This is a genomic window from Phytoamicus setariae, from assembly GCF_016722925.1.
Classification (GTDB): Bacteria; Pseudomonadota; Alphaproteobacteria; order Rhizobiales; family Rhizobiaceae; genus Rhizobium_E; species Rhizobium_E setariae.
Genome location: NZ_JAEQNC010000004.1, coordinates 152,620 through 165,904 on the forward strand (window position 1 = coordinate 152,620; position 13,285 = coordinate 165,904).

Annotated in this window: 13 protein-coding genes; 12 read left to right on the forward strand and 1 reads right to left on the reverse strand. The window is 58.9% G+C overall.

Features of this window, described 5'->3' with window-relative positions:
- Positions 1-47 precede the first annotated feature (47 nt).
- A complete protein-coding gene (locus tag JJB09_RS08425; RefSeq protein ID WP_425523698.1) occupies positions 48-998 on the reverse strand; it encodes a choline ABC transporter substrate-binding protein in 951 nt (316 codons plus the stop codon).
- 219 nt (positions 999-1,217) lie between these two features.
- Here JJB09_RS08425 and JJB09_RS08430 point away from each other — a divergent pair, with 219 nt between their 5' ends.
- The 12 genes from JJB09_RS08430 to JJB09_RS08480 all read left to right on the forward strand — a co-directional run bounded on the left by JJB09_RS08430 (position 1,218) and on the right by JJB09_RS08480 (position 13,253).
- The gene (locus JJB09_RS08430) at positions 1,218-1,604 is read left to right on the forward strand and encodes a c-type cytochrome (protein WP_201656007.1); all 387 of its coding nucleotides are present in this window, start codon (positions 1,218-1,220) and stop codon (positions 1,602-1,604) included.
- A 237-nt stretch (positions 1,605-1,841) separates the two neighbouring features.
- Positions 1,842-2,930: a coiled-coil domain-containing protein gene (locus JJB09_RS08435; RefSeq protein ID WP_201656010.1), complete on the forward strand. Its 1,089-nt coding sequence runs from the start codon at positions 1,842-1,844 to the stop codon at positions 2,928-2,930.
- A gap of 69 nt (positions 2,931-2,999) precedes the next feature.
- Positions 3,000-3,884 (forward strand): prohibitin family protein, encoded by an 885-nt coding sequence (locus JJB09_RS08440; protein ID WP_201656012.1) that lies wholly within the window; start codon positions 3,000-3,002, stop codon positions 3,882-3,884.
- 14 nt (positions 3,885-3,898) lie between these two features.
- A complete protein-coding gene (locus tag JJB09_RS08445; protein WP_201656015.1) occupies positions 3,899-5,044 on the forward strand; it encodes a hypothetical protein in 1,146 nt (381 codons plus the stop codon).
- A gap of 257 nt (positions 5,045-5,301) precedes the next feature.
- Positions 5,302-7,218 carry an AAA family ATPase gene (locus tag JJB09_RS08450; protein ID WP_201656018.1) on the forward strand — a complete coding sequence of 639 codons (1,917 nt, stop codon included), beginning with the start codon at positions 5,302-5,304 and terminating at the stop codon, positions 7,216-7,218.
- A 66-nt stretch (positions 7,219-7,284) separates the two neighbouring features.
- Positions 7,285-7,518 (forward strand): type II toxin-antitoxin system RelB family antitoxin, encoded by a 234-nt coding sequence (relB, locus tag JJB09_RS08455; protein ID WP_201656021.1) that lies wholly within the window; start codon positions 7,285-7,287, stop codon positions 7,516-7,518.
- The gene (locus tag JJB09_RS08460) at positions 7,502-7,723 is read left to right on the forward strand and encodes a type II toxin-antitoxin system RelE family toxin (RefSeq protein WP_343229006.1); all 222 of its coding nucleotides are present in this window, start codon (positions 7,502-7,504) and stop codon (positions 7,721-7,723) included. Before relB ends, JJB09_RS08460 begins: the two co-directional genes overlap by 17 nt.
- Positions 7,696-7,770, forward strand: a complete 75-nt coding sequence (locus JJB09_RS27030; protein WP_343229005.1) for a type II toxin-antitoxin system RelE family toxin — start codon at positions 7,696-7,698, stop codon at positions 7,768-7,770. Before JJB09_RS08460 ends, JJB09_RS27030 begins: the two co-directional genes overlap by 28 nt.
- Positions 7,771-7,782: 12 nt before the next feature.
- Entirely contained in the window at positions 7,783-9,072 is a 1,290-nt protein-coding gene (locus JJB09_RS08465) for a DUF6638 family protein (protein WP_201656024.1), read from the forward strand.
- A 2-nt stretch (positions 9,073-9,074) separates the two neighbouring features.
- On the forward strand, positions 9,075-10,196 hold the full coding sequence (locus JJB09_RS08470; protein WP_201656027.1) for a DUF2333 family protein: 1,122 nt from the start codon (positions 9,075-9,077) through the stop codon (positions 10,194-10,196).
- Between the two features lie 379 nt (positions 10,197-10,575).
- Positions 10,576-11,904 carry an omega-aminotransferase AptA gene (gene aptA, locus JJB09_RS08475; protein WP_201656030.1) on the forward strand — a complete coding sequence of 443 codons (1,329 nt, stop codon included), beginning with the start codon at positions 10,576-10,578 and terminating at the stop codon, positions 11,902-11,904.
- A gap of 242 nt (positions 11,905-12,146) precedes the next feature.
- Positions 12,147-13,253 carry an ABC transporter substrate-binding protein gene (locus tag JJB09_RS08480; protein WP_201656034.1) on the forward strand — a complete coding sequence of 369 codons (1,107 nt, stop codon included), beginning with the start codon at positions 12,147-12,149 and terminating at the stop codon, positions 13,251-13,253.
- Positions 13,254-13,285 lie beyond the last annotated feature (32 nt).

Here is a 13,285-nt window from a genome sequence, read left to right on the forward strand (position 1 = left end):
TCCCTTATGAACATTGGAGCGGCTTTCGCCGCTCCATGCATTCGGACTCAGACGCCCAGAGCGCTCTTGATGGCTGCAACTGCATCGCCGCCATCACGGGTGGTAACACCCGCAAGCCAGGGTTCGAAGGCAGCCGGATTGGCCTTCAGCCACTCGGTGGCAGCCGCTTCAGGCTCCATGCCGCCATCGATGATCTTCTTCATGACTTCATTCTCCATCTGCAGGGAGAACTTCAGGTTCTTGAGGAAAGCACCGACATTGGAGCATTCGCTGGTATAGCCCTGGCGAACATTGGTGTAGATCGTCGCCCCACCGAAGTTGGGACCGAAGACGTCATCGCCGCCGGACAGATAGGTAAGCTTGAAGTTGGCGTTCATCGGGTGCGGTTCCCATCCGAGGAAGACGATCGGCTTTGCATCGCCGTTCAACTTGGCAACCTGCGCCAGCATCCCCTGCTCGGAGGATTCCACCACCTCGAAGCCCTTCAGACCGAACTTGTCGGCATCGATCATGCCTAGGATCAGCCGGTTGCCGTCATTGCCCGGCTCGATGCCGTAGATCTTGCCTTCAAGCGCATCCTTGTTCTTGGCAATATCGGCATAATCCTTGATGCCGAGCTTGGCGCCGGCCTCGTTGGTGGCCAGCGTATATTTCGCGCCTTCGAGGTTTTCACGGACGACCTCGACGGTCTTGGCTTCGCGGAAGGGCTTGAGATCCGCTTCCATTGTCGGCATCCAGTTGCCGAGGAAGACGTCGATATCCTTGTTGGCGAGCGACTGGTAGGTCACCGGCACCGAAAGCACTTTCACATCCGTTTCGTAACCGAGCGCCTTGAGAACGACAGATGCCGTACCCGTGGTTGCGGCAATATCGGACCAGCCGACATCGGCAAAATGAACCGTCGCACAGCTATCGGGTTCTGCTGCATAAGCCGCCCCTGAAAACGCCGCGAGCGACAAGCTCAACGCCAGGGCAGTTTTGGAAATCATCATTTTCATGCAAGTTCTCCCTCTTTTTTTGATGGACTAGCCAAGCATCATTGTGAATCAAATTCAAGCGGATAGGCGGCGTCGACATGCCGATTAACGACCCTAACTCGTCGCGGATCGCAATGTCGTCGCAAATTCGCCAGATCGGCTCGTTCCTTACAGGATTCGCTGTCACTTCCAATGCCATCTGTTATATGCTTCACGCGTGGCACGAAGAGGGCAAAAACCATGGACAGGATCTTCCTGGTCGGTATCGGCATGCTATGTCTGATTGCTGAAACGGCATATGCCGGAGGCGACCCGACGAAGGGCGCCATCGTGTTCAGGAAATGCATGTCATGCCACAGTATCGACGAGGGTAAGAACCGCACGGGCCCAAGCCTGTTCGGCGTCGTGGGCCGACCGGTAGCCGGTATTGCAGAGTTCAGATACTCCAATGCCATGCGCACATTTGCCAGCGATGGCAAAGTCTGGGACGAAGCGACACTGGCGATCTACCTGCCCGCACCGCGCGATGTGGTTCCCGGCACAGCCATGGCATTTGCGGGCCTTCGCAAACCCGAGGATGTCGCCAACATCATCGCCTATCTCAAGGACCCCGCCTCGGCGCAATAAGCGTGCGGTCTGGCGCGCAGGAGGCTTGGAGCAACGCTTTCGGTCGATTTTCTGAAAGCGAATAATCCCTTACCCTTGCGCGTCACGCCTGTGGCACCAAATTAACACGCACGAGGATCCAACCTCAAGGTTTTGCGAGAAATCGGTCAACGGGTTTCAAATAGCCCAAAAATCGATATTGTCTCGCCAAGCGCTAATTTTCAACTTCCGCGTTCCGCGGACCAAGGGGACATGACCATGGCCACGCTGCAATCCTTCGATGCAGAAATCGAAAAGACCCGTTCGACCATCAACGACATGCGCGGCAAGCTCGATGCCTCAACCGGTGTGTTGGACCAGTTCGCCAAGGCCGATACGAAAATCGGCGCCGCCAATTTCGACATTGAAAATGCCCGCATTCAGGATGTCATCAACCAGCAGAAGGTCATGGAAGGCAATATCGCCGACCTGATCATCGGCCTGGAAGACGCCACCAACGTTTTCGGCTCCGAATTCGAGAGCATGAAGAGCCAGACCGGTTGGGAAAAGTTCATCGGCATCTTCTCCAAGCAGCAGGCAACGCGCATGCGCACCGAGCGCGTCCGCAACATGTCGCTCGCCGGCAATCTGCAGGAACTGCTTGCCAAGTCCGATTCCATCGTCGGCATGCTGAAGGAACAGAAAAACATTCTCGACCAGCGCTACAAGACGTCCGAAGCCAATCTGATCCAGGTCATCCAGCGTCGCAAGAACACCATCACCAATCTCGAAGCCGTCCAGAAGCGCATCGAGGAACTGAACCCGGCGCTGCTGGACATCGAAAACAAGATTGCCGCCAGCACCGACCAGATCGCCCGCACCGACCTTGAGGCAGAGCGCTCCAAACTGGCAACCGAATACAACGAACGGCAGGCCAAGGAGCAGGAGCTGCTGGCGGAAAGCCAGACACTCGAGCGCTACACCTCGATGTTCCAGACTTTCGTCGATTCGCTCAACAACCAGATCGCTGCCCAGAACACGCTGATCAACAAGCTGACCATCGATACCGAGCAGCGCATCGTGCTCTACAAGGCGCTGGAAGATTCGTTGAAGACTGCAGCCCAGCAGGATGTCGCCCACAAGATCAACACGCTCGGCAGCCAGGTAGACACTGCCGCCGAGGAAACCATGGCCGGGATTGGCGCCGCCTCCCAGAAGCACATCGGCGACCTCCTGGAAATGCACGAGAAGAACATGTTGTCGTCGCAGGATATCCAGCGCCGCAAGAAACTTGCCGACGATGCATTCGCGCGCCGCTTCCAAGCCGTGATGGACAAGCACAACTCGGCCAACTACGTCAAACAGTAAGAGCGTCAGCCGATGTTCAAACTCCAGCGGACGGCAAAAGCCCGTCCGCGCGCCCCTCGGGAGGATCCTATGCCTGACAACTCTGCGGTGGAGACGCCCAGAAAACGTTACCTGTCGACCGCGATTGTCGGCGGCGCCATTGCCGTGGCCGCCCTCGTCGTATTCGGCGGCAGTTTTTATACGATCGACGAAGGTGAGCGCGGTGTGGTGCTGCGCACTGGCGCCATCGCCGGCACGGCTGAACCCGGCCTTGGTTTCAAGTTGCCTATCATCGATCGCGTCGTGAAGATTTCCGTTCAGAGCCGCGCCCAGATCTATGATCAGGTCGCTGCCTATTCACGCGACCAGCAGGCAGCTGTGATCAACATGTCGGTGAACTACCGGCTGCCGGCCGATCAGGTGGAGAAGATCTATGCGGAATATGGCGGCGAGGAAGGCGTGGTCAACCGCCTGATCGACCGGCGCGTGTTCGAGCAGACAAAGACTGTGTTCGGGCAGTTCAACGCCGTCACCGCCATACAGGAGCGCTCACGACTGAACGCGGAAACCGAAGAGGCGATCCGCAAATCGGTCCAGGGGCCTGTGATCATCGACAGCGTGCAGATCGAAAACATCGACTTCTCCGACGCCTACGAACAGTCGATCGAAAACCGCATGCTGGCCGAGGTGGAAGTGCAGAAGCTTCGCCAGAACGCCGAACGCGAAAAGGTGCAGGCGCAGATCACCGTGACCCAGGCAAATGCCCGCGCCGATGCCACGCGCGCCGAAGCTGAGGCCAACGCCGCAGCAACCCGTCTTGCCGGCGAGGCCGAAGCCGATGCCATCAGCGCCAAGGGTGCCGCTCTGCGCGACAACCCCTCGCTTATCAGTCTCACCGCCGCCGAAAAATGGGACGGCCGCCTACCGTCGACCATGGTTCCCGGCTCTACCGTGCCCTTCATCGGCGTAAAGTAATTCGGACAGAGAAAATGAATGCCATCGAACCATCCGTCGGCCAGTATTTCCAGACCGTGAGATCGGCATTTGACGGCCTGGAACTCTATCTTGATGACGTGAACCGTGGCCAGTCTATGAAGGACCTGACCGCGACGCTGATCATGAAATATGTCGAGCGGCTGAAGACGTCGCTCGGCTGCTGGGAAAACAAGATCGGCTTCATGGACCATTTCCGCATCTCGCGGGCCGAATCCGGTTTTCCTGTGTACCAGAACGTTCTGGAACTGGAGATCGACCGCAAGAGTGCTCCCGAACGGCTTTCCGCCCTGCCCGAGGCTGCCAAGCTGCGCGCCGAGATGGTGGATTTCATCCTGCGCACCAAGGCTTTTCCGGAAACGCTTCAATCGCGCATGGCAGAACGGCTCTATCTGGAGGAAGTGGTCAAGGGCGACGTTTTTTCGCCGGTGATCCTGCCGGAGACCTCCGCCGTCACCGTCAATCCGGAAAACCAGCGGCCGTCCTGCATCGTCAACTGGGCAGCCTTCGACGGCAGCCAGACGCTGCCGATGATCTATATCGCCCGTATCGAGGACTCCTCCGAGAACATGGCGCGCATGCTGGTGACGCGCGATGGCACGCTCAACACCGATATCGACATCCCCCTGCCCGTCGGCGGCTTCCTCAATCCGGAACTCGCCGCCCGCTTCGACGATTTCGTCATCCGCAACAACAGCTACGCTCTGTCGCCGGTCACCATCGCCACCAATATGGACAAGGATTTTCCGACCCTGCACCCCAAGCAGATGCGGCGGGTCGTGCTGGGCCCGTTCTATTCGGCGGGCATCACCGAGAACAATGCGACGATCAACGGCATCCTTTCGCGCGTCAAGAAGCCGGAAAACGCCTGGCTGATGACCTGGACCGTGCAGGAAGTGTTCTCGAAGAAGGAAATTCCGGCTCAGAAGGGTTTTTTCTCGTCCACGCCCGCGACCCAGGAATTCCATATCGATACGACCGATCTCGAAGCCTCCCGGATGGGCGTCAGCGCCTATGAGAAACATGCACTGGTTCCGCATGAAGCCTATACCGCGCTTTATGCCTCGGGCGAGGCCGCGAGCATCTTCGCCGGCTACAAGGTGCATGTGATTTCCGGCAACCAGGTCACGAGCGAGGTCTAGCGCATTGCGCTGATGGTACCCCTCAGCAAGCGCGTCCAGCGATCGGCTGCGAGAGGTAAAGTGCCACAAGAACGGCTTTCCCGCGTGGCAACGCGGTGCCGCAGACTGACCTCTCCCCCCTGTGGGCGAGGATACGAAGGCCGGGTGAACGTAGTGAACCCTTGGCCGAAGTTGGTGAGGGGTAACCCCACCGAGTGCAAATATTCCAGACGAAGGGCACATCCCTGCCCCGACTGATCGAGAAAAGGAAAAGCCCCATGTCCCTGAATACCGGTCTGACGGCAATCCCCGAGGATGACATCGCCAAGCATCTGGCGACCGCCCAAAGCCTCGTCACCAAGATCGTCGTTCTCGAAAACGACGGCGGAACTGCCGGAACAGCGCTTGCCGGCACCGGTCGCCGCTTTGTCTCCACCGTATCCACCGGCTCGGTGCGCCGCACCCGTGAGGTGGAATTGACCCGCACGATCCAGCAGGTGCGCGCGGCCGACCAGATGCTGTCGCCCAACCAGCACACGCTGCTGTTTCGCGCCCGGCGCGGCGTGATGGTGGGGCTTGCGATTGCCGATGTCTTCAGCCGTCAGACCAATCTGGAGGGCCTGCAGGCACGCAATGCAAGCGCGCCGCTGACCGGGCCCGACGCCGACAATTTCAAGAGCCTGCTGTCAGCAGCGTCCTACATCACCGCCTTTTCGATCGCCGCTTATCTCTCGGTCACCTTGCCGGGCGAAGGCGAACCCGCCGAGGACGTGCCCGAACCGGATTTCCTGTTCGACACGCCGCAGGATGCGGCCAAATCGATGATTGCCGGGCTGGATCGCGCCATTCAGGGTGCGCCTGATGATCTGGCGCTGATCAGCCGTGCGCGCGCCTTCGCCCGTGTGGCAATCGCCGGCCTGACCTCGCGCAAGGCGCGCTTCACAGGTCTTGCCGCCTTCGAAAATGTCCATATTCGCATCGAACAGGACGATTTCGACCTCAACGGGTTTGATGTCACCCCCGGCCAGAAGCGCAAGCCGCTGACCATGACCTTCAAGAAGCCGGACGAGGTCATCGGCAATCACATCGCCAAGTATCAAGGCATGAAGCTTGCCAAGATGATCATGGCCTACGATTTCGGCAGGCAGATGAATCCGTTCGTCGAGTTGGGCGGCTTCCTCTTCACCTTCATCGGCGACGGCATGCCCGGCACTGGCAAGACGACGCTGATCCAGATGATCGCCGGCCTGATCAACGACTATTGCGAGATCGCCGGCTACGCCTTCCACTACGAGAACTTCGGCGTCGACCAGATTTCATCCTATCAGGGCAAGTCCGGCCAGAACTGCAAGGACTTCATCAACAATATCCTGAACCCGAAAACCATCGGCTTCGGCACCATCGACGATGTCGACCAGGTAGCCGCAAAACGCTCCGACGACCGCGCCTCCGCCGGCCAGCAGGAAGTCACCGCCGTGCTGATGGAGAGTTTTGCCGGCGCATCGACCGTCGTGCGCGGCAATGCCACCTTCGGCATGTTCTCCAACTATCCGGAAAATGTCGACGACGCGCTGCGCCAGCGCGCCGGCGCCCGCTGGCTGGTGGACGGGCCGCAGTCGCGCGAGGACTATATCGACATCTTCGCGCTGCTTGCCGGCAAGAACCACACGATCCCGCTCGGCGACCATGCGCTTTATGCCAATCAGGAAATCACCAAAGCCGTTTCCGAGACCTATGAGGCGCACGAAAAGCCGCACGAAGAGGGCCTGGCAGCCGTCTGGGATCGGTTCCAGAAGGACAAGGGCAGCCTGAAGACGATCGCCGATGTCGGCACCTACCTGCACATGATCCGGCTGGCCGAACCCCGCTTCACCGGCCGCGCGGTCAAAAACATCACCGACGCCGTCAAGATGCGGGCGATGGACGTGGAGCTACCGGACGACTGGTTCGAAAAGCCCGAGACCTTCATGCACAAGCCCTACGACGAAAAGAAATCGATGATCGAGGACCTGCGCGGGCCGATCACAATGGACATGATCCTGCAGGAGATCAACCGCTACGCCGACTCGGAATTCCGCTACACCGACAAATCCGACGACGCCGCGATCAACGACATCATCCGCCGCGAGCGGCAGCGCGAAAAGGCTATTCGCGAGATCGAGGAGATGAAACGGGACGGCAGGTGGAATGCGTAGTGTTTGCGATGTCGCGACAATCCGGATATCTTTTCGTTACGTCCCCGAGCCGATGAGAAGCGAACCATGACCATCCAGACCGCGATACAGTTGCCGGAGGAAGTTTTCGAGCGTTTGAAGTTGCTCGCCGATGCGACAGGACAAACACCTACCGATTTCATCTCCGAAGCTATTCTCGAGCACATCGAAGACCTTGAGGACGTCATGCGCGCCGAAGAGGTTCTAAGAAAGATCGAGGCCGGGGAAAGCAGGACATATACCTTGGAAGAGGTAGAGCGCAGACTTGGTCTGGACAGTTGAAGTCGATGCGAACGCGGAAAAGCAGCTCGGAAAAATCAATAAAAGTGACGCCGTGCGCATCCGCGACTTTCTCCGCGAGCGGTTGGTTGGCACCGATGATCCACGACGAATCGGCAAAGCGCTGGTTGGCAAGCAATTCAAGAATCTTTGCGATACAGGGTCGGAGACTTCAGAATTATCTGCCGCCTCCAGGACAATAGGCTAGTAGTCCTCATCATCGAAATTGGGCACCGTCGTGAAATTTATAGATAGAACTGGCACCGTATGAAACGCTTGCTGGAAGCAGAACTGATTTACGGACGGCTTTTGCCGGTCACCGAACCGCACCTGATTGGCCGGTACAACAAGGCTTTGGATGCGTTCGGGCTCAAACAGACCGCGCTGACCGAGTTCGACATCGACATGACGGGATTTTCGCCGCAGATCGCCGACGAACTCGGCGACCGGGACTATCTGGACCCCAACCGCGTCAACCGCCGCTTCATCATCCTCACGCCCGAGCAGGAATTCCTGCCGGTGGTGCATACGAGCTTTTCCAACACCGCCGGCCTGATGCATGAGTTCTTCCACGCCAATGCGCGCGCGATCAGTGCGGTGACGATCAAGGACGCGCTTTACGGCGAGATCGAGGATTCGGTGGCGGTCGTGGACCACATCGAAGATCTCCTGTCGATCAACGAAGTGACGTTCAAGGTTCACTCGGCCGAAGATATTCTTGGCAAGGCCGCCGAACTGCGCCAGCTTTCCGACCGCCTCATCGCCCAGCCCGATGCCTGGCGCGACGACGACATGCTCAATCGCATGGTGGAGCTCGCCAAGTTCACCGGCGACATAAGGCAGAACACCCTGGTGCCGGACCAGCTGGTGTTCAGGCACGACGCCTTCTGGGCCAACCATTTCGGCGGCGTCTATGTCTTTCACGATGGCCGCAACACGACGGTCATCTGCTCGTCCACAGCACCGGGTTTCCGCAAGGCCCGCCCCTGGCAGGTATCCTATATCGACATCGACGACTTCGATACGATCTACGGCTTCCTGGCCCGCACCAAACGCCTGGAGCTGCCGCAAGCGTCGTGGATCCAGCAGTCGGGACTCTATCAGCTTCGCATGCGGATGATCCTGCTGGGTCTTGCCAACGATCACGACCCGAATTTCGATCCGGAGCGGGCCGACACGGTCTGGCTGCAGACCTGGGCGCATATGAACGCCAACCTCGTCTCGCAGGACGGCAGCTATCCCCTGCTCAACGAGATGTACCGTCTCGTCAGCACCACGGGCAGCATCCGCATGCCCGACGTCGCCGCCCGTTATCGCTTCCTGCTCGTTCGCGCCGAGCCAACCCACCCCGACCAATGGCTGGTCAATCGGTTGCTGTCGCAATTGCAGCCCTATGATTTCGTCTCGCGGTTCATCTTCGACAAGCAGGGCTTCTACGAGGCATATGAGCGATACTCGGAAAAGTTTCGCGAACACGTTGTGAAGACCCTTGAGAGCACATATCTCCAAGACAAATCGGCCTTCCGCCGAGGCCTGTACGGCATCAAAGAGGATTGACCATGCTTGACCCGATCATCCAGTTCATACAGGGCATTTTCAGCGCCATCGGCCGCGGCGTAGGAATGGTCATTGCATGGATCCTGTATCCGTTTCTCAGTGCCAGCCGCTGGTACGCCTCGCGCGGCATGATCTTAAAGGCGATCGTCGGCCTCTTTTTGCTGCTGCTTGTCGGGATCTATGGTCATTTCATCTGGGAGACCCAGGCCTGGACAGGCTTCAATCCGGATTTCGTCAATGACTACAAGTTCGGCGATCGCAAGTTGGCCGCTGGCGCCGACGTTCCCAATGCCGATGCGGCTGCGCCGAAAAAGTGCCAGACCTCGGCAATTGTCGATGTCGCCGCCGGTCTGATCGATATGGAGGTCAACCAGAACAGCTGGATATCGTCCATGCCGACCTACAAGGCGGGATTGTTCGGCCTCGATTGGGACAGCACGCCATTCCTCGACAACAAGGCCAGCTTCCAGCGCGGTGTGAACCAGACCGTCCGCCGCACGACTATCGAACTGGTTGATACGCTGGCGCGCGTGCGCGCCACCTCGGGGGTGAACAGGAACCTTCAGGACGCACGCCAGAACATGCAATACAACGAGGAATCCTGGTATATCAGCTTCTCGCCATTCGGGTTCCGTACGCCGACGCCGGCAATATATCGGCAGGCGATCACCGAACTGCGCGACTTTAACAAGGAACTCGGAGACTGCCAGGTAACGTTCGACGGACGCGCCGACAATCTGCTGCAGTTCCTCGACCGCATTTCCAACGACCTTGGCAACACCTCTGCCATGCTGAAGGAGCGTTCGGAAAAGTATAATGCCGGCTGGTTCGATACCCGTGCTGACGATCGCTTCTGGTTCGCCTATGGCCAGATGTACGGCTATTACGCGATCTTGACGGCCGCGCGCTCGGATTTTGCTCCGGTCATCGCAGAAAAGAATCTCGGCCAGCTCTGGCAGCAGATGCTCGGTCGTTTCCGCGCTGCGCTCAACATCCAGCCGGCGATCATCTCCAACGGCCGCGAGGATGGCTGGATCATGCCGACCCACTTGGCGACGCAAGGGTTTTATCTGCTGAATGCGCGCAACAACCTCGTCGACATTCGCGACGTCCTAGATCGGTAGGATCCCAGGCGACGACAAACAGAAACTCCGTTTCCCCGGTCATTGGGAAACGGAGTTGGTTTTTGGCTTGCCGCCTTTTGGAAGGAAAATCCAGTGGTGTTTGCCCCACCAGTGGTTGTCCCTTCCGGTTGCGATGAGTGTCACACGAATCTTGCGCCGGACTTGTAAAGTGGCCGGCCGCGTCAAAAATCAATTCCTGTGATAACTTATGAAATTCGTTGCTATACCCCGGCGGTGTATTGACCATGGCCAAGCGCTTGATAGGTTGGCATCCACTTGCAAAATCAACGAAAAAACCGCTCTGCTTGCCGCCTGAGTGGCACTTTCAGCGGTTAATCGGAACGTTTTGCGTAGAGTTTCGGCCAATTCGGAGAAAAAAATGTCGAACCGCCTCAACACAACGCCCAACGACATGCGGGCGTTCTGGATGCCCTTCACCGCCAATCGCCAGTTCAAGAAGGAGCCGCGGCTCTTCGTCAGTGCCAAGGACATGTATTACCAGACGCATGACGGCCGCACAGTGCTCGACGGCACGGCGGGTCTCTGGTGCGTCAATGCCGGTCACTGCCGCCCGAAAATCACCGAAGCCATCCGCCAACAGGCCGGCGAACTCGATTACGCCCCAGCCTTCCAGCTCGGCCATCCCAAGGCATTCGAGCTTGCAAACCGTCTCGTCGATATCGCGCCCGAAGGCATGAACCATGTGCTGTATACCAATTCCGGTTCGGAATCGGTCGAAACAGCGCTGAAGGTCGCACTCGCCTACCATCGCGTTAAGGGCGACGGTTCGCGCACCCGTCTGATCGGCCGCGAACGCGGCTACCATGGCGTCAACTTCGGCGGCATTTCAGTTGGCGGCATCGTGAGCAACCGCAAGATGTTCGGCACCCTGCTGACAGGTGTCGATCACATGCCGCACACCCATTTCCCGGACAAGAACGCCTTCACCAAGGGCGAGCCGGAATTCGGCGGCGACGTCGCATCCGAACTCGAGCGTATCGTCACCCTGCATGACGCCTCGACTATCGCTGCTGTTATCGTGGAACCGGTCGCCGGCTCCACCGGCGTCATCCTGCCGCCGAAGGGCTATCTCAAGAAGCTGCGCGAAATCTGCACCAAGCACGGCATCCTGTTGATCTTCGACGAAGTCATCACCGGTTTCGGCCGCCTCGGCACGCCGTTCGCCGCCCAGTATTTCGACGTCATGCCCGACATGATCACCACGGCCAAGGGCCTGACCAACGGCGTGATCCCGATGGGCGCGGTGTTCGTCACCTCCGAGATCCATGATGCGTTCATGAACGGCCCGGAGCACATGATCGAGTTCTTCCACGGCTACACCTATTCCGGCAACCCGATCGCTTCGGCCGCCGCACTCGGCACGCTGGACACCTACAAGGAAGAAGGCCTGCTCACCCGCGGCGCCGAACTCGCATCCTATTGGGAAGACGCGATCCATTCGCTCAGGGATTGCCCGCATGTCATCGACATCCGGAACATCGGCCTGATCGGCGCGATCGAACTCGCACCCATCGCCGGCGAACCAACCAAGCGCGCCTTCAACGCCTTCCTCAAGGCGTATGAAAAGGGCCTGCTGATCCGCACCACCGGCGACATCATCGCGCTTTCGCCGCCGCTGATCATCGAGAAGAGCCATATCGACGAGCTTTTCGGCAAGCTGCGCGAAGTGTTGATCGCCAACGCCTGATTGAACGCAGACATTACCCTTCGCCACCCGTGGCGAAGGGCTCGCAACCCGGCGGATGCCTTTGACTGATTGCCGCATCCGCGACATAGATAGGCCCTGCTTGCCGTTGTATAAAAAGGCAGGGCAAAATTGACCATGGAATGCACGGCCGCCCAATTTCCTGCCATCCCGCCTCGCCTGCCTGCACGGCAACCGATCGCGGCGAATGGCTCCCATCATAGCGGCATGCAAAGGAGTAGATCATGAAGCTGAAATTGTTGACGGGCACTGCCCTTATCGCCACCCTGGCATTTGCCACATTCGCGCGCGCCGATATCGTAATCGGTGTTATTGCCCCACTGACAGGCCCGGTCGCGGCCTATGGCGATCAGGTGAAGAACGGCGCACAGGTCGCCGTCGATGAGATCAACAAGAAGGGCGGCATCCTCGGCGAGAAAGTCGTGATCAAGTTTGCCGACGATGCGGGCGAACCCAAGCAGGGCGTCTCCGCCGCCAACCAGCTGGTCGGGGATGGCATCCGTTTCGTCGTCGGCCCGGTGACCTCTGGTGTCGCCGTCCCCGCCTCCGACGTCTTTGCTGAAAACGGCGTGCTGATGGTGACGCCGACGGCCACCGCGCCGGCCCTTACCGCACGCGGACTGACGAACATTCTGCGCACCTGCGGTCGCGACGACCAGCAGGCCGAAGTGGCCGCGAAATTCGTGCTCGACAAATACAAGGACAAGCGGATCGCCATCATCAACGACAAGGGCCAATATGGCAAAGGCCTTGCGGACGCTTTCAAGGCTACGCTGAACAAGGGCGGCGTCACCGAGGTTCTGGATGAAGCTCTGACCCCTGGCGACAAGGATTTCAGCGCACTGACGACCCGCCTGAAGGCGGAAAATGTCGATGTTATCTATTTCGGTGGCTATCATCCCGAAGGTGGTCTGCTGGCCCGCCAGCTGCACGACATCGCGGTTAAGGCGCTGATCATCGGCGGCGACGGCCTGTCGAACAGCGAGTTCTCGAACATCGGTGGCGATTCCGCTCAGGGTACGATCTTCACCAACGCATCTGACGCCACGAAGAATCCCGATTCCAAGGCTGCCGCCGATGCGCTGACTGCGAAGAACATCCCCGTGGAAGCCTTCACGCTGAATGCCTACGCCGCCGTCGAGGTGATCAAGGCCGGCATCGAGAAGGCAAAGACCGCCGAAGACACTCAGGCCGTCGCAGCCGCATTGAAGACCGGCGAACCGATCTCCACGGCAATCGGCACTGTGACGTATGGCGAGACTGGCGACATGACCTCGCAGAGCTTCTCGCTCTACAAGTGGGAAGGCGGAAAGATCGTCCCGGCCGAATAAGCCTTCGCATTGCAGGAAACACGAACGGGCGC

Bases quoted from the DNA above. Each gene is read 5' to 3' on its own strand.
- JJB09_RS08425 (WP_425523698.1), bottom strand. From the start codon at position 998: ATGAAAATGATGATTTCCAAAACTGCCCTGGCGTTGAGCTTGTCGCTC.
- JJB09_RS08430 (WP_201656007.1), top strand. From the start codon at position 1,218: ATGGACAGGATCTTCCTGGTCGGTATCGGCATGCTATGTCTGATTGCT.
- JJB09_RS08435 (WP_201656010.1), top strand. From the start codon at position 1,842: ATGGCCACGCTGCAATCCTTCGATGCAGAAATCGAAAAGACCCGTTCG.
- JJB09_RS08440 (WP_201656012.1), top strand. From the start codon at position 3,000: ATGCCTGACAACTCTGCGGTGGAGACGCCCAGAAAACGTTACCTGTCG.
- JJB09_RS08445 (WP_201656015.1), top strand. From the start codon at position 3,899: ATGAATGCCATCGAACCATCCGTCGGCCAGTATTTCCAGACCGTGAGA.
- JJB09_RS08450 (WP_201656018.1), top strand. From the start codon at position 5,302: ATGTCCCTGAATACCGGTCTGACGGCAATCCCCGAGGATGACATCGCC.
- relB (WP_201656021.1), top strand. From the start codon at position 7,285: ATGACCATCCAGACCGCGATACAGTTGCCGGAGGAAGTTTTCGAGCGT.
- JJB09_RS08465 (WP_201656024.1), top strand. From the start codon at position 7,783: ATGAAACGCTTGCTGGAAGCAGAACTGATTTACGGACGGCTTTTGCCG.
- JJB09_RS08470 (WP_201656027.1), top strand. From the start codon at position 9,075: ATGCTTGACCCGATCATCCAGTTCATACAGGGCATTTTCAGCGCCATC.
- aptA (WP_201656030.1), top strand. From the start codon at position 10,576: ATGTCGAACCGCCTCAACACAACGCCCAACGACATGCGGGCGTTCTGG.
- JJB09_RS08480 (WP_201656034.1), top strand. From the start codon at position 12,147: ATGAAGCTGAAATTGTTGACGGGCACTGCCCTTATCGCCACCCTGGCA.